We start from the raw sequence: 26280 nt of genomic DNA, 5'->3' as shown, positions 1-26280 counted from the left end.
TTTTATAAGGAAGTTCCTCCGTCTAGTGTTAATGTTTGTCCTGTCATAAATTTAGAATTATCAGAAGCCAGAAAGCAAATGCCTTCTGCAATTTCATTGGCTTCACCAAATCTCTTCATAGGGATCATTCTTTTTAGCAAATCACCCATGTCAGGTCTAACGCTTAGCAGTTGGTCTAATAATGCAGAATGTGTGTAACCTGGGCAAACCGCGTTAATGCGAATATTTTTACTACCATATTCCAAAGCTGCGGATTTGGTCATACCTACCACGGCGAATTTGCTTGCACTGTATGAAAGATTATTTCCAGAAGCTTTAAGCCCCGCTAAAGAAGCTACATTGATTATGTTGCCATGACCTTGCCTCGTCATTTGTATAAGAGCTGCTTGCATGCAGTAAAAGACCCCTGTTTGGTTCACAGCAATAACATTATGCCAATCTTCATGTGTGTGCTCTGCAGTTTTTAATTGATGCTTGCCACCAATACCGGCATTGTTTACAATGACATCAACACGGTCGTATTTTGATACTGTTTGAGATATCAGTTCTTCTATCTCTTCATATTTTGTAACATCAGTTTTAATGGCAAATGCTTTGCCGCCGTTTTTTTTGATTTCATCAGCAATTTTTTCGGCGTTATCCAGGTTGATGTCTGAAACCACTACGTTTGCTTTGCGTTCACCTAATAGTTTAGCCGCTGCTGCACCAATACCGCTTCCGGCACCAGTTATAATTACTACTTTATCTTCTAAATTCATTTCTTCTATTTTAACCTTAGTATTCTAAGTGCTTATATTTTAAATCTCAAATTTTCAATCGCATTGAATTAATCTGGAATCCTGTAAAGACTGATCTCTAAAATGTGTGGGATAACCTTCTGCTTTTATCATCCATAAAAAATCAGCTGTAGAGTTATATTTTACGAGTAATATTTTATCCCATAACGCTTCATCTTCAGGTCCGATTAATATTCGTTGAGGTTTTCCCATATAAAGAATTTCAGCGTTCGCTTTTTGAAAGTAGGGCATAGCCGCTTTCATATACTCTTTATAAGATTCTGCTCCAGATAATCCGGTTTCTGCAACCGTATCTTTAAATTTTAGCAAGTTCATCATCACCACAGGTTTACCTGCAGGTAATAGCGAAAAGGCTTTTAACTGTTCTTGATTAATTTTATGATGTGATATTGTTTTCAAATATTTTAAAATAAATTATCGATTTGTTTTTTTTGAATTGCCTCCCAAGCTGTTTTACAGCATAATTCAGATGCTTTGTTTAGGTGCGCAAATTTTGGGTCGCTCGTATGTCCATTTTTATAGCGATAGTAGATTTGCTGAGCGATTACAGCAATTTTGAACAATCCGTAGGCATAATAAAAAATTAGGTTATCTACATTTCGTCCACTTTTTAAGGCATACTGCTGTACAACCTCTGCACGAAGAGGATTACCTTCCATAACCGTTGGAGACTGTAGGCCTTGCTTCATGAAATCTGGGTCTGCATACGTGGTCCAATACCCCAAAGAAGTACCTAGGTCCATTAAAGGGTCACCAAGTGTACACATTTCCCAATCTAGAATAGCTGCAATTTCTTTCCAGCTATTGTCCTTAAAAACCACATTGTCATATTTAAAATCATTGTGTATTAAAGTGTGATCATAGGTTTTGGGTTGATTTTCTGCCATCCATTTCATGACTTTCCCGGCAGTAGGGACATCATCTGTTGCGGCAGCTACATATTGTTTGCTCCAATTGGTTACTTGTCGCTCCACATAACCTTCAGGACGTCCCAAGTTTTCTAATCCTGCTGCTTTGTAATCTATTGCGTGAAAAGCTACAAAAGTATCTAGCCATGTATTGGAAATGGTCTTGAACTCTAGTGGAGTAATTTGTAGTTTATGTGCTTCTCTAGCAGTCAGGATAATCCCTTTTACTTTACTCATGATGTAAAATGGAGCTCCAATAATTGTAGTGTCTTCAGTATATGTATATGCTTTAGGGGTTTTATCGAATACAGTATTTAAGTTTGAAATAACCTTGTATTCTCGACTCATATCATGTCCTCGTTTTGGTGCAGCAAATGGAGGTCGACGTAAGACGTATTCCTTATTTTCAATTTTTAATAAGTAAGTAAGATTAGAAAAACCATTGGCAAATTGTTCTACTTGAAGTGGACTATCGCTATCTGCAATTAAGTTGTGCTCAAGAAGAAATTTCTTAAGATTAATTTCTTGTAATTCTTCACCTTTTCTAACCGGTTTTATATTCATATTTTTATTTTCTTTCCCAAGTAGGAGGGAAGCTTTTAAATTTTTAATTATCGTTTTATTTATTTGGCATATCTTTTTATGACATTTTTACCAAGTTGGCTCATATGCACCTCATCAGGTCCGTCTGCCAACCTAAGGGTTCTTGCAGCGGCATAAAAGTGTGCTAAAGGAGTGTCGTTGCTAACACCCATACCACCTAAAATTTGAATAGCTCTGTCAATTACTTTTAAGGTCATTTTTGGTGTAACAATTTTTATCATCGCAATTAGATCTTTAGCTTCTTTATTACCTAGTCTGTCCATTTTGTCCGCAGCAGATAGTACTAGCAATCGTGTTTGTTCTATTTCACACGCAGAACTGGCAATATCTTGTCGTATGCTACTATAGGTGTCTAATGTTCTACCAAAAGGTTTTCTTTTTGTGGTGCGCTCTGCCATAATTTCAAGAGACCTTTGTGCCATACCGATCAGGCGCATGCAATGGTGAATTCTACCTGGTCCCAATCTACCTTGAGCAATAGCAAAACCTTGTCCTTCACCTACCAATAGATTTTCTTTTGGTACACGAACATTTTCCAATAAAATTTCAGCATGCCCTTCTGGAGAGTCAGAATACCCAAAAACAGGTAAGTGTCTAATTATTTTTAGACCTGGGGTATCCATAGGAACTAATATCATACTCTGTTGCTGGTGTCTTGGGGCATCAAAATCTGTTTTTCCCATTACAATACTAATTTTGCAATTGGGGTTCATAGCACCTGACGACCACCACTTTTTACCGTTTATAATATATTCATCGCCATCGGCAACTATGGAGGTCTCAATATTCGTTGCATCAGAAGATGCAACTTCTGGTTCTGTCATTAAAAAAGCAGAACGTATTTCACCATTCATTAAAGGCTTTAACCATTGTTTTTGCTGAGCGGGAGTGCCATACTTAGCAAGTACTTCCATGTTTCCCGTGTCAGGGGCATTACAATTAAATATTTCTGGAACCCATATGGTACGACCCATTATTTCAGCTAACGGTGCATATTCTAAATTTGTTAATCCTGGACTTAAATCGCCGTAAGCTTTAGGTAGAAATAAATTCCATAAACCAGCATCTTTTGTTTTTTGCTTTAAGCCTTCTAATCCTGGCCATTTTTTCCAAGCATTATCCGGATGGTGATGAAAAGCATCAACCTCAGCTTCCACTGGAAGAATGTGTTCATCCACAAAAGCTTGTACTTTTTTCTGTAATGCAATTGCTTTTTCGCTATGTTCGAAATTCATTAGCTTTTTATTTTATCAACTTAATACTGAGTTCTTTTCTTATCCTGAGATTAAATAACCACCATCTACAGCATACACACCACCTGTCATATAAGAGCCGGCATCAGAGGCTAAAAGCATGACCACTCCCGCTAATTCATCTGGTACTGCAATTCTTTTTAAAGGTACTACTGCTTTGTAACCTGCAGCCAATTTATCATTTGACCAAAGTGCTTCACTAAGCTTCGTTTTAACCAATCCAGGGCAAACCGCATTAGAGCGGATACCATGTCTTCCCCATTCTTTTGCTTGATTCTTTGATAGCATTATTAATGCTGATTTTGAAATACTGTATAAGCCAAGATTAAAACCGGGGTGAATTCCTTCTACGGAAGAGATATTGATAATGCTGCCACCACCTTGTGTTTTCATATGCGGTTGTGCTAAGTTTGAAAGCAGCCAAGGCGCCTTTACATTTACATTCATAATTTTGTCAAAAACTTCGTTATCGGAAGCTTCTAAGGGACCATAATATGGGTTAATAGCAGCGTTGTTTACCAGTATGTCTATTCTGCCAAATTTTTCTATGGTTTTATTGATTAAAGCTTCACATTGGTCTGGATCACCAATATGGCATGCAATACCCACTGCATCAAAGCCAGCTTCGTTCAACTCTTTTGCAATGGCATCAACAGCATCTTGTTTTCTGCTACTGATGACTACCTTTGCACCGTTTTCAGCTAATCCTTTTGCTATAGAAAGTCCAATTCCTTTACTAGAGCCTGTTATTATTGCTACTTTGCCAGTAACATCAAATCTTTGTTTTATACTCATTTTATACTATTGGTTGCTACTTGTTTAATTAAATAATGATTGCAGAAGGGCACCTTAGTAAGATGCCTCTCTGTCTGCGCTCATGTTAATGGTTAGTGCAGTAAATTATGCAAATACTTCTTTATCTGTACCTATGGTTAAGGCTTCCCTATTATCTTTTAAAATTTCTGCTAGCCCTGAAGTTTTTGGTAGCTCATATTTAAAATAAAACTGCATGGTATGGATTTTACTTTCGTAGAATTCTGTACTATTATCGGTATTGCCCGTTACTAGGGCATTTTGCGCTTCCCTGGCTAAATCTAGCCATAACCAACCTATTAAAATGTTGCTGAAAAATTCCATAAATGGAGTGGCATCAGCTAAGAAACGTTGATAATCACCTTTCATGGCAAAGCCCATTAATGATTGTAATACCTCTTGTGTTAATTCTAATTTAGAAGCTAATTTCTTAGCGTAAGGTGCTAAAGAATCATGAGCCATGCTAGCTGTAATGGAGTTTTTGATTTCTTCGGATAATAATTGTAAAGCTTTACCATTGTTCATGGTAATCTTTCTGCCCAATAAATCTTGAGATTGAATCCCTGTAGTACCTTCGTAAAGTGCAAAAATTCTAATATCCCTTAGGTATTGTTGTAATACATAATCTGAACAGAAACCATATCCGCCTAAAACTTGTACGCCATTATCTACAGATGCTTTGCCCATTTCTGATGGATAGGTTTTAACAACGGGAGTCAAAATTTCCAATAGCAATCTATATTTCTCTCTGTCATCAGCTGTTGTACTTGATAATGAAAGATCTTGATATTTAGCAGCTAAAAAGATAAGGCTCAAAGAACCTTCTGATACTGCTTTTTGTAGCCATAACATTCTTCTTACATCCGGGTGGTTGATTATCAGTGTTTGCTCTTCATTGGCATCTTTTTTACCGGTACTTGTCAACTTACGCCCTTGAGGTCTTTCATTTGCATAATTTAAAGAAGCGTGGTAAGCTGCCGTTGCAATTGCTGCACCACCTCTACCAACACCAATTCTGGCACCGTTCATCATCAAGAACATATATTTAAGACCTTGGTGAGGTTCACCCACTAACCAGCCTTTACAATCCTCTTTATCACCAAAGAACAGGTGTGTAGTACAATAACCTCGCTGTCCCATTTTCTGAAAATCAGCCACTGTGGTCACATCGTTTGGAGTTAAGCCTCCGTCTTCTGTTGGTCTCTTTTTAGGTACTACAAACAGTGAAATTCCTTTAGTACCGGCCGGAGCACCTTTTATTCTAGCTAGAACCAAGTGAACAATATTTTGCGCACCAGTGTAATCTCCTCCAGAGATAAATATTTTTTGTCCGTGAATTTTATATGAATCGCCATCTGGGGTAGCAGAAGTTACTATATCCGATAATGAACTACCAGCTTGTGGTTCTGTTAAACACATGGTGCCGCCCCAAGTACCTTCCATCATTTTAGGCACATAGGTTTCGTTTAATTCTTTATTTGCAAAATGGGTTATTAATTCGGCAGAACCAACCGTAAGTCCAACATAACCAGGTAGGTGGTTGTTAGCTGCTTCTTGAATAAAAGCAGAAGCATTTAAGACCATTTGCGGTAATTGCATACCACCATCTTCATAAGAAAAAGAGCCGGAAATAAAGCCCATTTCACCAGCAGCCTTCATGTATTTGTTTACCTGTGGATGAACAACAATTTCACCATCTTTAAAATGGGCAGGTTGTTCATCCATTTCTCTGAAATACGGAAAGAGTTCTTTATCAGAAAAGTCCTTAACAGAATTCAAGAGCATTTCTATAGACTCTTTGTCATACTCTGCATATCGTTCTTGATCAAGAACTTCTTGCACGTTATGTACTTTATATAATAAAAATTTAAGGGTTTCTAAATCTACATATTGGTTTGCCATATCTAATTTTGTCTTTGAAATTATCGTACGACAATTTAGAATTAATTCATATGAAACTTATTAAACCAGTTTAATAAAATAAAAATATTAAGTTAAAATTTTGCGATTATGATAATATAAAGGGTGTAAAACAGGCTTAAAATGAGTAGTTCTTAATATAATTGGCTTTATTGAGAAATGCTAATTCGCTTTCTAATCTTTGAAAGTCCTACAGGTGTTAGCCCTAAATATGAAGCAATTAGGTACTGTGGCACCCTTTGGAGTAGATCAGGTCTTTTCTCCAATAAGCGCAAATAACGTTCCTCATTGGTTCTGTTGCTTAATCGCTCTACCCGAGTAAATATTTTCATAAAGGCTTCTTGCATTGACAGGCGACCAAAACGTTCCAATTGATGAGATTTTTTAAAAGAGTTTTCACCATCGGTCTTTAGTATGGCATAAACGACTGTATTTTCAGAAGCTCTTAAATAATAGTCTGAAGGTGTTTCTTTTACGTAAGCGGGTAAGTCTGTAAAAAAGATATCCTCTGTATAGAATTCAAGCACTTTTTGCTCACCTTCTTCCAATTTATAATAGTAAATACAGCCTTTTGCAACATAGTAAAAGTGCTCTACCATTTGCCCGGGAGAAATTAAGGTATCACCCTTTTTAACATCTATTCTTTTATAATAGCGTAGCCAGTGATTCAAAAGTTCTTCGTCCACCTCTGTATATGAGAGAATTTTATTTTTAAGATTTTTAAGATAATCTATGGAAGCGGATGCAGTCATTATTTATAAATACCTTTTGGGACTTTATAAATATAAGAATTTTGTTGAATTTAGAAATTTCTTAATGAGAGCGGTTAAAGAAATAACATGTGTCCTACAAAATAATTGACCGATCCGTCAACCTATTACATTGAAAATAAAAAGATTATCAGCTAGTAATTCTACCGGTCTTTTTTTTAATTTTTATTGCCGCCGAAGTTATACGTTAATTTCGCAATAACTCTTCTACCGATTGCAGGCATATTGACCAAAGCTCTATATTCATTGTCAAATAAATTTTGAGCGGATAGGTCTACCGCTAGTCCATTGTCAAAAACATAACCGATACCAGCATCTACTAAGTTTTTTTCTTGTACTTCCCCAGAAAATTGTCCGGCACTTGCAGTAAACGCATCATCATGTTGAAAAGATACGTTTGCTCTAATTCCTTTTTCTGCTCCATAATTTGCACCTAATCGATATTTATTTGCAGGTGCATTTAAAAAGGTAGTAAATGGGGCGGTACCGTCACCTTGTTCCCTTTCAAATTCAGAAGCATTAACCCAAGAATAGTTGCCGAAGAATGTTAACTTATCCGATGCAAAATATTGCAGACCTAAATCTGCGCCATATCTTGTATAAGGAGCATCAAAAACTCTGTAACCTGCAGCAACATGTAAGATTCCATCATCTTGTGGCACTCTATTAGTTTCAACACTACCTGTTGAATAAAAGTTTGGTATTAAAGCGGCAGTACCTGCATATGCCTGCGAAACTAATCCAGTTGCTACTTCTTGAGATAATCCTGCTTCGACCAAAGCGCCAATTAATTCCCCGGTCTTAGCTAAGAAAGGGTCTTGGCTAAATTCGGTCAAACCAATTAACGGAGCAATTGCTGTAAAGTCAAAACCGCCTCTTTCTGTAATAGCATACAAATCAAGAGAAGCAGAAAATTTATCACCTATAATTCCTTTGTAACCAACTTCATAAGTCTTAGAAGTTGCTATTACCCCACGTACTGTATTGGTTAAATTATTATTAGGTGCACCGCCTTCCAATGCGTTGATTCCAAGAAATGTTCCGTTATTTCCTGTAGGGCTATTTGCCAACACGCCTTGAATATCATCAATAAAATCTTCTAAACCGTTGGCTTGCATAGCAGCAATTAATGAGCCTGACGCAAATTGATGTACAAATTCATTTGTAAGACCTCCAGTACCTAATAACTCCTTTGGTAATTCTTGTGGAAGTGCACCGGCAAGAGGTGTTAGGGACTCAATGGGTATACCGGTCGCCGCACTTATACCAGCAGCCGTTACATTATGATTTAAAAATTCGATACTTGTTGCATTATCAAATGAATGAATGTCATTTGACCCAGCTAACCAAAAATCAAAAAAGCCCGGAACAGGAGAATTTACTGGGAAATCGTAATTCCATTCAGACGCAGAAGGAGAGAAGCTAGCATTATTAAAAGAAGCTCTAAAGGTATGTTTTGGACTTGCCTTATACACTAATGCAATTCTAGGAGCAATGGCAGTCTCGTCAGGAATATTAAATTTATCAAAACGTCCTGCTAAAACTAAATCTAACTTTTTCGCCAATTCAAATTTACCCTGTGCATAAATACCGAATACATTATAATCATCATCGTCTTCATTTCTACCATGCACTAATCCCTCGGTATCTGTTTTAGTAAGACGGTAATCTGACCCAACCGTAAAATTTGAATTTAAAAAATCAGGAATATCGAAGTTGTATTGCAATTGCCCTTCGTATTGTTTTAGAGCTAATGGGGTTCTATTTCCTGTTTGATATAAGAATATAGGTCTGTCTTCAGGGCCAAAATTAGTGTGAGTAGTATAAAATTGAGCAAACAATCCACCTTTTTGCATTCTTGCCTGTCCCCAAATTTCTTGCGGTTGTGATAGACCTTCTCCCAAATCATTATAGAACACAGAAGAAGATTGATTTAATCCACCTGCTACAATGATACTTAAATCATCTTGCGGACGGAATTCCAATGTGATATCTGAACCCATATTCCAATAATAATCTTGCATTACATTTCCATCTGCTCTAGGGGTTAATTCTAGGATTGTTTTACCAGGACTACTATCATCTACTACACCTGTAGATGTTAATGAAGGTTGTACAATGGTAGATTGAAACTTATCTATTTGCCTAGTAAATGTTCCATCAGCTGCGGTTGTGCCTTCAGAACCATCAAGTGTAAATTCATCACCTCTATTGTATTGGAGATTTATTTTGAAACCGAATTTATCAGAAACTTTGGTAGCATGTCTTAAGGCGGCTCCATATGTATTTAATTCACCACCATAAACTTGAAGAGTGGTACCAGGGTTGTCTATTGCGCCTTTGGTTATAAAATGTATTACACCAGAAGTTACTCCTGGTCCATAAAGTGCAGAACCTGCACCTCTAACCACTTCAATTCTTTCAATATCAATATTACTGAGTCCAGATTTGTCTGATTGAAAGGTATTATTTCCTGGAGCCACTAAACTCCTGTAATCTTTAATAGGAAATACTCTTGTACTAAAGGTACTAGCAGCTGCCCTCATTTCAAAATTCATTCTAGAGCCAGATTGCTGTTGAACGGTAACACCAGGTACATTCACCAAATTTCTTGCGGCATCAATTTGTGGTGAGCCTACTAATTTTTTAGCTGAAAGGACGGTGACCGAAGCGGGTGCCTCCTGTACTTTTTCTCTTCTACGTGAAGCAGATATTACAACTTCATCTACAATAAAAGCTGTTTGTTTTAAATCATATTTTAAATTGGTGTTAGCACTTGTTACCGGCATAATTTTAGAAGCATAGCCGGCGTAACTAATCGATAAGTTCCAAGGTAACGGTTCATTGCTGGTTATTGAAAACTTACCATCATAATCTGTACTTGCACCTATATTAGTTCCTTGAATTATAACGTTGGCGCCAATTAAGGGTTCGCCTATTTCTGAATCTGTAATGACTCCAGAAATTGTGGTTTGTGCTGTAAGAGCGAGTGTTGAAAGTGCAAAAATTGCCAATGTTGTTAAGAGGAATTTTTTCATTTTGGTTGATTGGTTTAATGTTCGCCCTAATATATGTCAATTATTGAATAATTAAATTAAACTAGTTTAATAAATTAATTTAATAATTTTTATATTAAAATTTTATGTAAATGATAATTTTATGGTCTTTTTAGTGACTTAAATTAAAACTGATGATATTGTAATTTGTATAAGGATTCACAGCTAAGCAATTGCTTTTGAAATCTATTTCATTGAGGAAAACAATTTTATTAGCTAGAGGTTGTGGAATAGTTTAAAATGTAGTTAGATTTAGAAAACAGTATTATTGGAGTGCTTTTAATGTGTAGGTCAAAAAAGCTTGTCTCCGTAATTAGTGTACCATTTTTCTGCATAAAAAAACCTCGCTGATGTAGCCGCGAGGTTTTTTTAAATATCATAAATAAGTAATGGTTGTATTAGTTACATTGTAGGATTGTATTATACCACTTCAAAAAGACCGGCAGCACCCATTCCACCACCAACACACATGGTAGAAACTACATATTTTGCTCCACGTCTTTTTCCTTCTATTAATGAATGTGCGACCATTCTTGAGCCCGACATACCATAAGGGTGACCAATGGAAATAGCACCGCCGTTAACATTCATTAATTCATTGGGAATACCTAATTTTTCTTGACAGTACAGTACTTGAACAGCAAAAGCTTCATTAAGCTCCCAAAGTCCGATATCACTCATTTTTAGTCCATGTGCCTTTAATAGTTTTGGAATGGCATATACAGGACCAATTCCCATTTCGTCTGGCTCGCAACCGGCAACCGCAATACCACGATAAATGCCCAATGGGGAAACACCACGTTGTTCTGCTAATTTTGAATCCATTAAAACACAGGCAGATGCACCGTCAGACATTTGGCTGGCATTACCTGCAGTTATAGTACCACCTTCATTCACTAAACGCAAACCTGCAAGACCTTCGGCGGTTGTTTCAGGTCTATTGCCTTCATCCTTATTTAAATAAGCAGGATGAAATCTCATTTCTTTGGTTTCCTTATCTACGATAGCCTTTACCGTTTCTACAGGTATGATCTCATCGTCAAATTTACCGGCTTCTTGTGCAGCTGCGGTTCGCATTTGAGATTGAAGTCCGTAAGCATCTTGCGCTTCGCGGCTAATTTTATAACGTTTGGCAACCACTTCTGCTGTTTGCAGCATTGGCATATAAACATCTTTATGGACTGCCTTTAATTTTTTGTCTACCATATGAAACGTATTCATATGGTCGTTTTGTACCATAGATATAGATTCTACTCCGCCACCTATAGTAATACTCATACCGTCATGTAAGATTTGTTTTGCAGCTGTTGCAATGGCCATCATACCAGAAGAACATTGACGGTCAATGGTCATGCCAGAAACGGTTACAGGTAAACCGCCGGCAAGTGCTGCCATTCTGCCTATATTCATACCAGATGTTCCTTGAGGTAAAGCACAGCCCATAATAACATCATCTATTTCTGCGGGGTCTACACCAGCACGTTTTACTGCTTCGTGAATGGTCCAGCCTGCCATTGTTGGAGTTTGTGTGGCATTCATAGCGCCCTTATAGGCTCTTCCCATAGGAGTTCTAGCGGTTGATACAATTACTGCTTCTTTCATTTTTAGGATTTAAGTTTTTTACATATTTATTAATAGTGCTGAGACCAAATCTTTATGCGATATTTTAGAGATTAAATGAATTCACTTTTAATCTTTTAATTAGTCATTAAAAAGATATGCACTTGTGGATATTTGTTTAGGTAGTCTAGACTTATTAATAACAATGGTATATAAACATTGATAATTAATCAATATTTTAACATTATATCATTGATTTAATATAATAGTTTAATGAAATCTTGTTTATTCATAAGAATTTTGTTCTTAGCTTATGCGTTATTTTTTTTAGTAAGGTGTTTTTTAATGCATAGATTATCTCGTTTCCAAAATTAAAATTCGGTAAAATTTGCTATGAGTTTAGAAATGTAAAGTCCGGTTCTTCTAGATTATTTTCAAAAGGGAATAGGTTTAACCACGAACTTTTGTTTTTTTTATACTTAAATTGTTCCACTTACAATCAGTTACTATACATGCAGACAATTAAGGAATTAGTAGAGTTGATAACTCTAAAAAAAATAGAAGAAACCATATTTGAAGGGCAAAACTACCAAGCACCTTGGGGAAGGGTTTTTGGAGGGCAAGTATTAGCACAATCTTTACATGCTGCTTATCAAACTGTTCCAGAAGATCGTATAGCCCATTCGTTACATGGTTATTTTATTTTGGGTGGAGATTTGAGATATCCTATCCGTTATGAGGTAGATACCATTAGAAATGGGGGGAGTTTTACTACCAGAAGAGTAGTGGCGAAACAAAATGGAGTAGCTATTTTTAATATGGCGGCATCTTTTCAGGTAAAAACTGACGGAGTAAACCATCAGTTTCCAATGCCCAATTTAATTCCACCAGAGAAATTAACCACAAGTTTAGAACAGGTTGAAGAGATAAAAGATTTACATCCTACCGCATATAAAAGACTTAAAGCGATACAGCCTAAGGTGTTCGAATTTAAGCCAGTAGAAAAATTTACCACACAGTTGGTAGAGAATGGTTCTCCTTTCTTTAATACTTGGCTTAAAACTTCTGATGCTACTGAAATTAGTTTGCCCATGCAGCAACAGTTATTAGCCTATGCCTCTGATTATAATTTGCTGACGACGGCAACTTTGCCACACCGAGAAGAGTTGAATAAAGGAGAAACGTTTTACGCCAGTTTAGATCATGCCATCTGGTTTCATAGAGACTTTGATATTACAAAATGGTTGTTATATAGTATGGATAGCCCAAGTGCATCTAACTCTCGTGGTTTTGCAAGAGGTAGTGTTTATGACAGAAAAGGAGTTTTGGTTGCTTCGGTTGCGCAAGAAGGTTTAATGAGGCAGAGTATTAAATAAGTGACTAAAAACTTTTAAGAATTCCATTAGTATCGAGTTTTTAAAATCCTTTAAATAGATTTTTAAAATAGTGTTTTGGCTTTAATTTGTTAAATGCTTGTAATCCCTTATTTTTATTGAATATCTATCAATAATTCGCTTAAATTTTGCTATTTTGATTATTAAATCTTTTTGGAGTGAAAAGCGTCTTTTTTAGCTTTTTTTAGTTCAAAATAATAATCGGTCAATAATGAATTTAAGGATATTCTTTCTCGTCCTGTTTTACTCAATAAGCTTCTTGTCTTATGCTCAATTCAACAATTTTAAGTTTGAAAACTTAGATACCGTTGATGGATTATCGAGCAGTACTTGCTTAACTATTTTTCAAGACTCAGAAGGTTTTATGTGGTTTGGTACTATTGACGGCCTTAATAAGTATAATGGGTACGAGTTTGAAGTGTACAGGTCAATATTAAATGACCAAAATTCAATTAGTAATAATAGAATTAATGCAATTGTAGAAGGAGAAGACGGTAATTTATGGATAGGAACTAACAATGGCTTAAATTACTTTAATAAGAAAACCAATAGTTTTCTTAGAGTAGATCTGTACAAGCAACTTTCCTTATCTAATAATCCACGTAAATTTATAAATGCTTTACTTTTTGATGAAGAAAAGAATGCCTTGTGGGTAGCTACCAATAATGGTGTCATAAAAATTTTACTTGAAGAGTTTAATGCAGATGTATCTGAATTAAAATTTTATTATTATCTAAATGATGATTCTAATTTAAATTCGTTGGATAATAATATAGTTAATGTAATTCTTAAAGATCAAAACAATGAAATTTGGTTAGGAACCAATGGTGAATATTTAAATAGATATAACGCTGAGCAAGATAATTTTGATCGTGTATTAATAGAGAACACTTCTAACTACGAATTAAACCATATACCTAAGAATATATTTGTTGATGCTGATAATGATTTTTGGATAGGAAACAACCTCTCAAACATTATTCATTGGAATAGGTCTAAAAATAGCTTTTCTCATATATCATTTACAGATGAAACCGATATTGCCATTCGAGATATGCATTTAGATGAAGATGGTAATATTTGGGCATCAACAGATGGTTATGGAGTGTTCATTTTAAATAAGACCGAAGAAAGAATAATTCAGAATTTAGTCAATAATTTTTCCGATTCATTTTCATTGCCTAACAACAAACCATCTAAAATTTATGAAGATTGTAATGGTATTTATTGGATAGGTAGTTACGATAAAGGTGTAAGTAAGTTAGACCCGTCGCAATATGCTTTTGGTCATTATTACTATCAACCTGGCAACCCAGATGGTCTTAACGAGAAAATTGCACAATCTGTTCTGGCAGACTCAAAAGACAGAATTTGGATTAGTGCCTACAATGGCGGGTTAAATCTATTAGATCAAGAAGAAAATACATTTCAACATTTTCGGCATAATCCTAAGAATATCAATAGCATAAGTTCAGATAGAATACTATACACCTTTGAGTCTAAGAATAGGAAAATTTGGGTATGTACTTTAGATGGGGGATTAAATAGATTTGATCCAGAAAGTTATAATGTTAAACGTTATTTGCACAATGAATCTAACCCTAATACCATAGGCCAAAATTCCGTTTGGTCAGGGGTAGAGGATAATGATAATAGAATATGGCTTGGGTTGAGAACAGAAGGTTTAAGTCTTTTTGACCCTGTAACCGATAAGTTCTATAATTTTAAAAATATAGCTGGCAAGGAAAACGGTCTGGCCAGTAACTTTATATTCTATTTATTCGTTGATTCTAGAAATAGGTTATTTGTTGGCACTTCTTTAGGGTTAAATTATATTGAATTAAACCAGTTTAATGAAAGAATACCTGAAACATTGACATTTAGCGAAATTAAAAGATCAGGTATTGAAGACAACCTAATCAATCATATATCTGAAGATCATTTAGGTAATATTTGGTTGGGCGCAGATACTGGTATTTATAAATTAGATTCAGAATTTAATGTCCTTAAGTCATACACCTCAAAAGAAGGTTTACCCAATAATTTGGTGGTTGGTGTACAAGAAGATGATAATCACAACTTTTGGATTACAACAAAAAGCGGACTTTCATTTTTAAATACAGAAACAGATCAATTAAAGAACTTTAATATTCATGACGGGTTGCAAGGGCCCGAATACCAAAGTAAATCTATTGAGAAAACCAGTGATGGTAGAATTATAATAGGAGGCATAAACGGATTTAATATATTTCACCCAGATGATATTACGTTAAAACCTTCATCACCGCTAAAACCTAAGATTACTCAATTTACATTGAATAATATACCCGTAGTTGTTGGTGATACGATTAATGAGAGGATTTTATTAGAGGATAAGTTAGAGGACTTAGATAATTTAAAATTGAACTATGATGAAAATTATGTCGCATTCGATTTTTTGGCACTTAATTTTGAAAACCCGGAAAGGGTAAAATATGCTTATAAATTGCAAGGTCTTGATAACGATTTTGAAACCATTGGTACTAAAAGAGAGGTTAGCTATGCTAATCTAAGTCCGGGTAAATATGGCTTTGAGGTGAAGGCATCTTTAGATGGCAATTGGGAGCAAGCTAAGGCAACAATCGTTAATTTTGAAGTTCTTTCACCACCATGGAGAACCTGGTGGGCTTATGTACTTTATATCTTATTAGGTGTATTGGTTTCGTACTTAGTATTACGTTACTATACCCAAAAAGTTCAAGAAGCCCAAGAGCATGAATTGGATCAGATGAAGTTACAGTTCTTTGTAAATGTATCTCATGAATTTAGAACACCGCTTACTTTGATTATGAATCCGGTAGATAAGATATTAACTAACTATAACTACAACCCAGAAGAAGTAAAATCATCAGCTATTTCTATACAACGTAGTGCACGTAGGTTATTACACTTAGTAAATCAATTGTTAGATTATAGAAAGATGGATGTAGGTATGGCACCACTTCAATTAGAAAAAGGAAACATTGTAAAATTTAGCGAAGATATTTTCTCCCTATTTGTTGGTCTTGCCAATAAGAAAGAGATTGAGTATCGATTTATATCGGAATCTGAGGATATTGTTTTCTTATTTGATTTAGATAAGGTAGAAAAGATCATTACCAATTTAATTTCAAATGCTTTAAAATTCACCAATTCAGGTGGAGAGATAACTTTTTCAATAAAAAAGATATCTCAGAAAAAAAGCTCGTCGAAATTGTTATTCCTTAAAAAGGAAATGACAGGAGACTTCGTTGAAATTACGGTTACTGACTCTGGTATAGGTTTAGATAAGGAACAGATTAAAAATATATTCTCTCGTTTTTATCATATTGATATTACCAAATCTGGTACAGGTATTGGGCTCAACTTTACACAAGCATTGGTTGAAAAACATGGAGGTGAAATTTATGTTGAAAGTGAATATGGGGTAGGGAGTAAGTTTGTTGTCAGGTTACCTTTAGATAGCAAGTTGGCACCAGTAGAAGTTGAGAATGTAAAAAATGAATTCTTGATAAATTCAATGAAGTCTGTAGAATATGAGATGTACATTGCAGATGATGAAAATTTAATATTACCTAATCTAAATTCAGAAAGTGAAATAGAAAAACCTACAATTTTGCTTGTAGAGGATAATAAAGAATTGCGTCAACATTTAAAGAACGATTTGCAGGATAAGTATAAAGTGTTGCAGGCAAAGAATGGCGAAGAAGGATTGGAAATGGTTAAAAAACGCTATCCTGATTTGGTGATAAGTGATGTAATGATGCCTAAGATGGATGGATTTGAAATGTGTAGATTATTGAAAACCGAGTTTGAGACATGCCATATACCGGTAATTCTACTTACGGCAAGAAGTCTAGAGATTGATAGGGTAAGTGGGTATGATAATGGTGCCGATGCCTATTTATCCAAGCCCTTTGTAACAAGTGTTTTAAAATCTAGAATTAGAAATCTTATTGAAGCGAAAAAAAGACTTAGAAAACGTTTTTCTGAAATTGGAGGAATTTTTCCATCGAGTGAAGTCACTACAAATAATATGGATGAAGTATTCCTGGATAAGGCTACTAAGGTAGTGTTAGATAATGTAAGTGATGAAGATTTTAAGCAAGATGATATTTTAAAAGAATTAGGTATTGGTCGATCTCAATTCTACCGTAAAATAAATACATTGACGGGGAATAACCCTAGTCATTTTATACGAACAATTAGACTTAGATATGCAGCTGAGTTATTGGAACAAAAGAACTATTCTATCAAAGAAGTAACGCATATGTGCGGTTTTAATTCAACAGCGTATTTCAGTAAAACCTTTAGAGAATTGTTCAATGTTACGCCTACAGAATATATGGAAGGAAATAAAGGTGAAACAGTTGAGGATAGAAAGTAAATAACCTTGGAGCAAAACCACGAAACATTGAAAGGAAAAAACACTTTGATTTCAAGACAAACCTCGAAGCATTTTTAATCTCGATTATGGAGTAACTGGTCTTCAATTAGATAAACTAGTTGGGTATTTTTAAGAATGCAGATTTAAGTTAGAATTAATTCTCTATTCATTCACTGAACAAAGCCAAGTAGCAACAGGAATACTAATTGAAATTGCTATTTAATATTATTTTGATGTAATCATTACCGAGAGAAGTGTATTTCTTACTGACAATAAGAGTTGCTTGGAATTAACGAATGATAACTCTGATAGAAATGTCTATTCTCGCAATTATACAAAAATAAAAGGCAGCTATACATAATGTATAACTGCCTTCAAACTAACTCAACACAAATTATTTAGTAACCAGGATTCTGGTTTATATTAGAATTTAAACTTATTTGAGATGTAGGAATTGGGAATAAATAATTATCTCTAGAGAAATTACGGGTAGCAGCTGGCTGAACAATTAAAGCTCTTCTTTCACCAACTCCTGTATCTGTAACTCCTTCTCCAAAACCATATCCACCAGGTGTATATAATTCTGGGTTATCTTCATAAACAGTACCTTCTATAACGGCACCATAAATAGTTTCTCCCAATTCATCTTCTGCAATACCCCATCTTTTCAAATCATTGAATCTTGTTGCACCTTCTGCATAAAGCTCAATAGTACGTTCTCTTCTAATTTCCGTTTCAATATCCATATTATTGGAAGCCAAGAAAGAATTGGAGATTGCAGGTAAACCTGCTCTAGCCTTAACTAAGTTTATTGATTCATCCATTTCAGCATCTGTGAGGCTACCATTTAATTCAAATAACGCTTCGGCGTACATTAAATAGACTTCTGCCAAACGAATAAAAGGCATGTCATAAGCTTCTGTCTTTGTAGCTCTGTAAGCTTCGTCAGTACCCCATTTCCAACTCATGAATTTAGAGTTGAAGTAACCAAAATTGTTTGTACCGTTTAAGGTTACATCTCCATTCTGTGGTATCTCACCAAGATTCTTGTGGTACGTGAAATATGCTGTCATTCTATAATCTCTATCTTGAAATTCATCGGGTGTATTTCCATAACCTTGAAATAAAGGAGACTGATCAATAGGTAAACCATCGGTATTCAAGAATAGATCCATCATTTTTCTACTAGGCTTAACTCTACCTTCATAAACGTGGCTAAGTAAATCGCCAGCTTGTCTAAAAGTAAAATCATACTTGTTATAGAAAATAAATTCTTTGTTGGTAGCTTTATCTAATCCTGCAGGGTTAGAACCACCATCTTCTAGGTTGAATAAGAAATTAGAACTTAAGTTATTTAACTCATCATTATAATCCCATAGTTCAAAACCACCTTGGTCCATTACAGTCTTAGTTAATGTCACCACTTCCTGTAAATAAGTTGTTATGTTAGAAGCATTAAAACCTTCACTACCGGCACCAACACCTGTACCATCACCATCAGTAGTTGTACCTACGTTTTTCATCCAAGTAGCCTCATGTAATAAAACATCTGCTTTAAAAGCCATAGCAGCCCATTTGCTGATTTTACCTTTATCTTCTGAAGCAATTTGTTGTTCAGTTGGTAAACCTGCAATGGCGTCATCTAAGTCTGCCAAAATTTGAGCAACAACTTGATATCTACTACTACGAGGCGCGCTTAGCTCTTCATCACCAACATCTAATGGTCTTGTAACTAAAGGAACACCGCCAAAACGCTGCACCAAATTAAAATATTGGTATGCTCTATGAAATTTTGTAGCGGCAACGTAAGGCACAATGCTTTCTTCACCTTCGTAGGCTTCAGCTCTTTGCAGTAAAAGATTCATATCTCTAATTGCAGAATAGGGAGCTGAGTAATATCCGTCTGATTCTGGTGCTCTAGTATCACCTCTACTATAAATTTGCATGTCACTATCCTCGGTATACCCAACCAAATCAGAACCATGATCGGCATAAACACCTTGGTCAAACCTCCAAGTCATTAGGTCTAGGTAAAATTGATTAGATCCAGTTAGAAAATGTTCTGCTTCGGTATAGTATACCTGATCTGTTATTGATGCAGGTGGGTCTAGGTCTATAAAGTCGTCTTCACAAGATGTAAAGAAGACCATTAGGCATGGTACTATTATATATATTATTTTTTTCATCTGTATATGATTTTATGATGTATTAACTACTTATTTAATTGTATTAGAGCGATACTTTTAAACCTAATGCCCAAGTACGCATAAATGGGTATGCACTGTTGTTAGAACTCGCTTGAAATTCAGGATCGTAACCATCCTTAACACTTGTTAATTCAAATAAATCATTTCCCGAGAAATAGATTCTGATGTTGTTTATAGGTGTGTTTCCAATATTTAAATCTCTAAAGTTGTATCCTATAATAAGAGACTTCAATCTCATATATCTATTATTCTGTAGAATGTGATCTTTACTTCTGTAGTTCCATGCAGATAAACCACGTTGTGTAGTCAATCTAGGGAATTCTGCATTTCTATTATCTTCTGTCCATGTTCTACCTAACCATGTGTTAGACTGATTTTGCCATTCAGCTTGAAAAGGCTGTGCAAAATATCCTGTTCTATAGATGTTATGATCTAGAGCACCTTGAAAAAATGCGCTCAGGTCAAAATTCTTATACTTTAGGTCAAAATTAAACCCGTAAACATAGTGAGGTGCAGCATCACCATGATAAGTTAAATCTTCATTGTCCAATGTGCCATCTCCGTTAGAATCAACAACGCGCATATCACCAGGTCTTAAAGCATCGTTTGATGTCTGTAGCGGTAATATTCCACCTTCGTTTAAACTAGCGTAATAAGCATCAACTTCAGCTTGAGAATCAAAATAGCCATCGGTTTCCCATAAAAAGAAAGAGTTTATAGGTCTGTTTAATATATTCTGTCCATCTTCGGCAGAGTTCAAGTTTTCGAAAATAGTTTGAGCACCATCATATTGGGTAATTTCATTTCTGGTATCACTCATGTTTGCGCTTACGGTGAATTCTAAATCACTTATATTTCCTTGGTATCCTAGCATAGCTTCCCAACCATCGGTTTCCAATGTTCCAATATTTGTAAATGGGGTTGCGGTACCTAAAACAGCTGTTTCAATACCTCTAACTAACATACCTACATTTTCTTTTTGATAAAGATCAAAAGAACCGAAAACCTTGCTGTTGAACAGTCTAAAGTCAACACCTATTTCTTTGGTTACAATTCTTTCCCAAGTGGTGCTACTACTAAATAAGCTACTAGCTACAGAGGTTGCTTGTTGGCCTGCATTTGTCTCTCCAAATACGGTATTACCAAAACCTACGGTAGACAAATAACTAAAATTGCCTATACCCGAAGTACTACCAAGCTCACCATAACCACCTCTTAACTTTAAGAATGAAATTAAGTTACTATCTTGTAAGAACTCTTCTGAGCTAATTACCCAACCACCGGAAACACTACCATAATTGGACCATTTTGCACCATCGGCAAATCTTGATGAACCATCTCGTCTACCTTGCAATTCCAATAGGTACTTGCTTTTGTAATCATAGTTAATACGGCCTATATAACCAAAGAACCCCCATGAAGTACCGCCACCAGAAGTGGTTACCAATTGATCTGTAGCTCCTAAGTTAATATCGTAAACCCCATAATCGACAAACCCGTTTCTTTTGATATAATATTCGTTAACATCGTTTTTTTCTGCTTCTATAGCCACAAGTCCCGATAGGTTGTGATCACCAAACTGATTTGAATAATTTAAAGTTGCTTTGTAGTTTTTATAGGTGATATTACCATCATTATTGTCAGGACCCGTACCTTCTTGAATAGAGGTAGTATTATTTATATTGTTAGAGAATTTTCCGCCCCAGCTATAAAGTGGCACAGAAACAGCATAGGATTGATATTCACTATTTTGTCTACTAATTGCATAAGAGCCTGTAATATCTAAGTGATCGGTTAATTTATATTTCGCTAAAGCAGATATTTTAAACTGCTCTACCGTTTTGTTTTCACGGCCACCATCAATAACTTGTGCAACACCATTTCTATCACCTGTAATTAAGTCACCACCAAAATTTGCATAGTATTGGCCATCTGCATTATACGTTGGGAAAAGTGGAGCATCCCAAGTAGCGGCCTCTCTACCCAAGCCACCTGATGGTCCAGAAAATTTGTTGTTGAAATAGGTAATATTCGTATTTACATTTAACCTATCACTTATATCAACACCGTAGTTCATTGAGAAGTTATACCTGTCAGAACTATCATCTGCTACTTTTAAACCACCAACGTTATTGTCATAACCTGCAGAAATACGAAAGTTACTTGTTTCGGTACCACCAGATATACTAATATTATGTTGGCTAGAATACGAGTTACCGAACATTTCATCAAATCTAGGAGCGTTACCCAACCAAATGTTTCCGTTAATAGGTAAATCATAATACCCTTCAAAACCAGAAGCAATTCTGTCAACTGTTTCAAGATCGTTCCAAAAGAAATATCTTGGCGGCTTTCCAGAAGCAATATCTTCACGAGCTGCTGCTGCATATAGTTGTCCGTATTGTGACATTGTCGGTGTTGGTGGGCGAATACCTATAGTACCAACTCTAGAAACAGTACTGATATCTACAGAAATTTTTCCTTTACCTTTTTTAGTAGTAACAAGAATAACACCACCGGCAGCTCGAGAACCATATACAGATGCAGATCCACCTTTTAATACACTAATACTTTCAATATCATTGGGGTTCATGTCATTAAATGATGATGAGTTAATAGAAGGAATTCCATCAATTACAATTAATGGTTCTATACCATTTATAGAAGAAGCACCTCTAATTAAAAAATTAACCCCTTCATCACCAGGTCTAGATGAGGTACGCGTAACTACTAAACCAGGAGTTCTTCCTTGAAGTGCCAATGCCGGACTACCAACAGCCAAATCTTCAAAAGCTTCAGCTTTTACCTGTTCAACAGAACCGGTTAATGTTTCTTTTTTGGCAGTACCATAACCTACAACTACCACTTCATCTAATGCAGTGGTATCAGGTTCAAGCGATACGTTGATAACATTTTTTGAACCAACGGCAATTTCTTGCTTTAGAAATCCTAAATAAGAAACTACGAGTATAGCATCTGATGAAGGAACGGTAATTGAGTAATTACCATCAAAATCAGTAACTGTACCTGTGGTCGTTCCTTTTACTACAACGGCAACACCAGGTAGCCCCATGCCGTCATCACTACTTACTATGGTACCTGTAATAGTAAGTTGTTGTTCTGAGTTTAATAAATGTACATCACTAGATAGAGTATTACTAGCTGTAATCGCGAAAGCATTGTTCGTACACAAAACTACAAACCCTACCAATAATGGTATCATGGTCTGTAATTTCCATTTAGAAAGTTTGATTAGTTTAATCATAAGATTGTTAATTTAATTAGTTAATTAATGTCGTTTCATCAGTTTCCCAATACAGTAATTATCATATTGATATTTGTTAAGGCAATGTTAACTAGAATTGAAGCAAAGGATTATAAATTATAAGTCAATGGTTATAAATTATATTCCTTTTTGCTGAATTGGGGGGTAAATTCATTTTTTATGCATGCTTAAATTTCGTAATGCTCATTTTTTTAACATTTTTTTTGTTGTTATACAACCTTGGTGTACAAGCTATAGTTTTCACACTATTTTCCATACCTATTAAAAGGTTACATATTCACAATTATTAACAATTCATATTAATAAACTTAAAATCAGTAAGTTGTGATGTATTGTAATTAACTGCGCACTTCTTGTTCAAGATTTTTAGTAGTGAGTAAACACAGCTTAGTTTTCATTTTTTACTCCTCATTATTTATCATGTAATTTTAAACAACTGATAATACACTTTTTGCTCAATAACGGTCACCATACAGGATTAAACCCGAAAATGACATGGGTAATAAGTTATTTTGGATGCTATTTTATAGTGTTTGAATGATAGTTTATCTACTTCAAAAGACATTCTTAATAAACTTGTTAAACAGTAATTCATCAATATTTGATCAACAATTTTCCCAGTAAAAATTTCACTTTCCTAGTCATTTTTAACGGGTCTAATTTTTACAAACGAAGACATTTTTTGTCTAATTATTAAGAAAAATATGAATCGATTATTCCTATTACTTTTCGTCTTAACGCTAACTAATTGTTCCGATCAAAAGGAGACTAGTGTCGTTACTACAGAAAAGATATTATCACAGAATGTAGAAAAAACAAAAGCAACACTTAAGGTATTGACTCCCGATCAAGGGTTTGCTAGAAATATTCCTAAGGGTCAAACTAATTGGGAATTAGTAGGGGCAAAAGATTGGTGCAGCGGATTTTGGCCTGGTGTTATTTGGTATGCTTATGAAGCTTCTGGAGACGAAGAACTTCGTAAACAAGCAGAGAAATTTACGGCACCACTTAAAAGTATCGCCTACACTCCTGCAGAAAACCATGACATAGGGTTCATGTTATATACCAGCTATGGTAATGGGTATAGGTTGACCGAAAATGAAGAATATAAGAATGTATTATTGGCAGCAGCAGATACTTTGGCAACACTTTACAATCCTAATGTAGGTTCCATATTGTCTTGGCCATCGCAAACTCAGTTTAGACACAATACTATTATAGATAATATGATGAACCTAGAACTTTTGTTTTGGGCGGCAAAGAATGGCGGTACACAAGACCTTTATAATGTAGCTGAAAGCCATGCTTTGGTAACTATGAAGAATCTAGTAAGAAAAGACAGTGCCATATATCATGTAGGTTCTTTTGATGAAACAACGGGCGAATTTTTAAAAGGTCAAACACACCAGGGCTTTGGCGATGAATCTATGTGGGCTAGAGGTCAAGCTTGGGGAATTTATGGGTTTAGTGTTGCCTACAGGGAAACCCATAGAAAAGAGTTTTTAGATACGGCTATAAAAGTTTCTGAGCATTATTTGGACAGATTGCCGGAAGACGGAATACCATATTGGGATTTTGATGATGTAAAAATACCTGATGCGCCTAAAGATGCTTCGGCAGCTGCTATTGCTGCATGCGGATTATTGGAGTTGTCAAAATTTGTACCTAGTAAAGAACAATCTGAAAATTATATAGCGGCAGCTAGAACAATGATTAACCTATTGTCAGAATCTCCATATTATAGCGGTGAAACTAACCAAGCACTTTTATTACATTCTACGGGTCATTTACCACATGATTCTGAGATAGATATGCCAATAATTTATGCCGATTACTATTATATGGAAGCTTTGCTACGGTTAAAGAAAATGGATGATGCAAAAAAAAAGGAATTGGCTAAGTCTTAAATCACCCTTTATATAAAACCGCTTAAGTTGTACAGCAATTCCTTATTAAAACAACAACAACCTAATCATGAATAAAAAAATACTTTTATGGTCTATAACTGCTGCGCTTGCCGGATTTCTATTTGGTTTTGATGTAGTAGTTATATCTGGTGCAGATAAAAAATTACAAAGTTTATGGCAATCGTCAGATTCATTTCACGGCTGGGTGGTTATGGGTATGGCGCTGTGGGGAACCGTAGTAGGTGCTATTTTTGGTGGTAAGCCTACCAATATTTATGGTAGAAAAAACACCTTGATAGCTATTGGGGTACTATTTGCATTTTCTGCAATAGGTTCGGGCTTGGCGAACGACCCTTATATTTTTGCCCTTTTTAGATTTATAGGTGGTATTGGGGTAGGAGCTTCTACCATTGCGGCACCAGCTTATATATCTGAAATTTCACCAGCTAAGGAACGCGGAAAGTTAGTAGCTATGTACCAATTCAATATTGTCTTTGGTATCTTAATAGCTTTTCTATCAAACTATTTATTAAGTGGTAGTGGAGAAAACGATTGGCGATGGATGTTAGGTGTGGAAGCTATTCCTGCTGTTTTATATATTCTTTTTGCATTGAAATTACCGAAAAGTCCAAGGTGGTTATTATCAAAAAACAAAATAGAAGAAGCCAAGAAAGTATTGGCAATAATAAATCCAGATATTGATGTTGAGCAACAATTAAAATCTATTGATGGTAGAAACAAAAAGCCCGATACTTCAGAAACTATTTTTATTAAAAAATATCGTTTTCCACTTATATTAGCCTTTTTAATTGCTTTTTTCAATCAATTTTCCGGTATAAATGCCTTTTTGTACTATGCTCCAAGAATTTTTGAAGAAGCCGGTTTAGGTGAAAGTACCGCACTTTTAAGTAGTGTCGGTATTGGGGTCACCAATTTAATTTTCACACTTTTAGGAGTTTTTCTAATAGATAAATTAGGAAGAAAAACCTTAATGTATTTTGGTTCAATTGGCTATATAATCTCATTAAGTTTAGTTGCAATGGCATTTTTCTTAAACTGGTCAGGTATGGCGGTTCCTATATTTCTATTTCTTTTTATAGCTGCGCATGCCGTTGGTCAAGGAGCTGTAATCTGGGTATTTATCTCTGAAATATTCCCAAATCATTTGCGGGCATCGGGTCAATCTTTCGGTAGTACAACGCATTGGGTATTAGCGGCATTAATTCCGTCACTGATTCCATATTTATTTAGTCACCCCGCAATAGGGGCAGGAGTGGTATTTCTCTTTTTTGCCGCTATGATGGTTTTGCAATTACTTTTTGTAGCTTTTATGATGCCAGAGACAAAAGGCAAAACTCTTGAAGAGTTAGAGGAATTAATGTTAAATAAAAAATAATTATA

At 35.3% G+C, this 26280-nt stretch carries 15 protein-coding genes; 4 read left to right on the top strand and 11 right to left on the bottom strand.

Features of this window, described 5'->3' with window-relative positions; all coding sequences use genetic code 11:
- Nucleotides 1–2: 2 nt before the first annotated feature.
- The 9 genes from P177_RS13815 to P177_RS13775 form a co-directional block, all read right to left on the bottom strand.
- On the bottom strand, nucleotides 3–758 hold the full coding sequence (locus P177_RS13815) for an SDR family NAD(P)-dependent oxidoreductase (RefSeq protein WP_036155640.1): 756 nt from the start codon (nucleotides 756–758) through the stop codon (nucleotides 3–5).
- A 54-nt stretch (nucleotides 759–812) separates the two neighbouring features.
- Nucleotides 813–1196, bottom strand: a complete 384-nt coding sequence (locus P177_RS13810) for a hypothetical protein (RefSeq protein WP_084684699.1) — start codon at nucleotides 1194–1196, stop codon at nucleotides 813–815.
- A gap of 5 nt (nucleotides 1197–1201) precedes the next feature.
- A complete protein-coding gene (locus tag P177_RS13805) occupies nucleotides 1202–2269 on the bottom strand; it encodes a phosphotransferase family protein (RefSeq protein WP_036155639.1) in 1068 nt (355 codons plus the stop codon).
- Between the two features lie 59 nt (nucleotides 2270–2328).
- Entirely contained in the window at nucleotides 2329–3543 is a 1215-nt protein-coding gene (locus P177_RS13800; protein ID WP_036155637.1) for an acyl-CoA dehydrogenase family protein, read from the bottom strand.
- A 39-nt stretch (nucleotides 3544–3582) separates the two neighbouring features.
- On the bottom strand, nucleotides 3583–4356 hold the full coding sequence (locus tag P177_RS13795; protein WP_036155635.1) for an SDR family NAD(P)-dependent oxidoreductase: 774 nt from the start codon (nucleotides 4354–4356) through the stop codon (nucleotides 3583–3585).
- Between the two features lie 105 nt (nucleotides 4357–4461).
- Nucleotides 4462–6276 carry an acyl-CoA dehydrogenase gene (locus P177_RS13790; RefSeq protein ID WP_036155633.1) on the bottom strand — a complete coding sequence of 605 codons (1815 nt, stop codon included), beginning with the start codon at nucleotides 6274–6276 and terminating at the stop codon, nucleotides 4462–4464.
- Between the two features lie 167 nt (nucleotides 6277–6443).
- A complete protein-coding gene (locus tag P177_RS13785; RefSeq protein ID WP_051941853.1) occupies nucleotides 6444–7046 on the bottom strand; it encodes a Crp/Fnr family transcriptional regulator in 603 nt (200 codons plus the stop codon).
- A 176-nt stretch (nucleotides 7047–7222) separates the two neighbouring features.
- Complete coding sequence (locus tag P177_RS13780) at nucleotides 7223–10102, bottom strand: TonB-dependent receptor domain-containing protein (RefSeq protein ID WP_051941852.1); 2880 nt, start codon at nucleotides 10100–10102, stop codon at nucleotides 7223–7225.
- A 438-nt stretch (nucleotides 10103–10540) separates the two neighbouring features.
- Nucleotides 10541–11722 (bottom strand): acetyl-CoA C-acyltransferase, encoded by a 1182-nt coding sequence (locus P177_RS13775; protein ID WP_036155630.1) that lies wholly within the window; start codon nucleotides 11720–11722, stop codon nucleotides 10541–10543.
- A gap of 470 nt (nucleotides 11723–12192) precedes the next feature.
- Here P177_RS13775 and P177_RS13770 point away from each other — a divergent pair, with 470 nt between their 5' ends.
- Together P177_RS13770 and P177_RS13765 are read left to right on the top strand one after the other, a co-directional pair.
- Complete coding sequence (locus tag P177_RS13770; protein WP_036155627.1) at nucleotides 12193–13056, top strand: acyl-CoA thioesterase; 864 nt, start codon at nucleotides 12193–12195, stop codon at nucleotides 13054–13056.
- A gap of 277 nt (nucleotides 13057–13333) precedes the next feature.
- A complete protein-coding gene (locus P177_RS13765) occupies nucleotides 13334–17479 on the top strand; it encodes a hybrid sensor histidine kinase/response regulator transcription factor (RefSeq protein ID WP_245233047.1) in 4146 nt (1381 codons plus the stop codon).
- Between the two features lie 398 nt (nucleotides 17480–17877).
- Here the strand turns inward: P177_RS13765 and P177_RS13760 are convergent, their stop codons facing one another.
- Nucleotides 17878–19665, bottom strand: coding sequence for a RagB/SusD family nutrient uptake outer membrane protein (locus P177_RS13760; RefSeq protein ID WP_036155623.1), 1788 nt, complete (start codon nucleotides 19663–19665; stop codon nucleotides 17878–17880).
- Nucleotides 19666–19708: 43 nt separating this feature from the next.
- Entirely contained in the window at nucleotides 19709–22951 is a 3243-nt protein-coding gene (locus tag P177_RS13755; protein ID WP_051941850.1) for a SusC/RagA family TonB-linked outer membrane protein, read from the bottom strand.
- Between the two features lie 725 nt (nucleotides 22952–23676).
- On the opposite strand from P177_RS13755, the gene P177_RS13750 reads away from it, so the two are divergent.
- A complete protein-coding gene (locus tag P177_RS13750; protein ID WP_036155622.1) occupies nucleotides 23677–24879 on the top strand; it encodes a glycoside hydrolase family 88 protein in 1203 nt (400 codons plus the stop codon).
- A gap of 67 nt (nucleotides 24880–24946) precedes the next feature.
- Nucleotides 24947–26275, top strand: a complete 1329-nt coding sequence (locus P177_RS13745) for a sugar porter family MFS transporter (RefSeq protein ID WP_036155620.1) — start codon at nucleotides 24947–24949, stop codon at nucleotides 26273–26275.
- Nucleotides 26276–26280: the final 5 nt, after the last annotated feature.

This window comes from Maribacter forsetii DSM 18668, assembly GCF_000744105.1.
Classification (GTDB): domain Bacteria; phylum Bacteroidota; class Bacteroidia; order Flavobacteriales; family Flavobacteriaceae; genus Maribacter; species Maribacter forsetii.
This window is presented reverse-complemented; position numbering and strand designations above follow the sequence as displayed.

Bases quoted from the DNA above. Each gene is read 5' to 3' on its own strand.
- P177_RS13750 (WP_036155622.1), top strand. From the start codon at position 23,677: ATGAATCGATTATTCCTATTACTTTTCGTCTTAACGCTAACTAATTGT.
- P177_RS13755 (WP_051941850.1), bottom strand. From the start codon at position 22,951: ATGATTAAACTAATCAAACTTTCTAAATGGAAATTACAGACCATGATA.
- P177_RS13815 (WP_036155640.1), bottom strand. From the start codon at position 758: ATGAATTTAGAAGATAAAGTAGTAATTATAACTGGTGCCGGAAGCGGT.
- P177_RS13805 (WP_036155639.1), bottom strand. From the start codon at position 2,269: ATGAATATAAAACCGGTTAGAAAAGGTGAAGAATTACAAGAAATTAAT.
- P177_RS13790 (WP_036155633.1), bottom strand. From the start codon at position 6,276: ATGGCAAACCAATATGTAGATTTAGAAACCCTTAAATTTTTATTATAT.
- P177_RS13780 (WP_051941852.1), bottom strand. From the start codon at position 10,102: ATGAAAAAATTCCTCTTAACAACATTGGCAATTTTTGCACTTTCAACA.
- P177_RS13785 (WP_051941853.1), bottom strand. From the start codon at position 7,046: ATGACTGCATCCGCTTCCATAGATTATCTTAAAAATCTTAAAAATAAA.
- P177_RS13770 (WP_036155627.1), top strand. From the start codon at position 12,193: ATGCAGACAATTAAGGAATTAGTAGAGTTGATAACTCTAAAAAAAATA.
- P177_RS13800 (WP_036155637.1), bottom strand. From the start codon at position 3,543: ATGAATTTCGAACATAGCGAAAAAGCAATTGCATTACAGAAAAAAGTA.
- P177_RS13760 (WP_036155623.1), bottom strand. From the start codon at position 19,665: ATGAAAAAAATAATATATATAATAGTACCATGCCTAATGGTCTTCTTT.
- P177_RS13795 (WP_036155635.1), bottom strand. From the start codon at position 4,356: ATGAGTATAAAACAAAGATTTGATGTTACTGGCAAAGTAGCAATAATA.
- P177_RS13745 (WP_036155620.1), top strand. From the start codon at position 24,947: ATGAATAAAAAAATACTTTTATGGTCTATAACTGCTGCGCTTGCCGGA.
- P177_RS13775 (WP_036155630.1), bottom strand. From the start codon at position 11,722: ATGAAAGAAGCAGTAATTGTATCAACCGCTAGAACTCCTATGGGAAGA.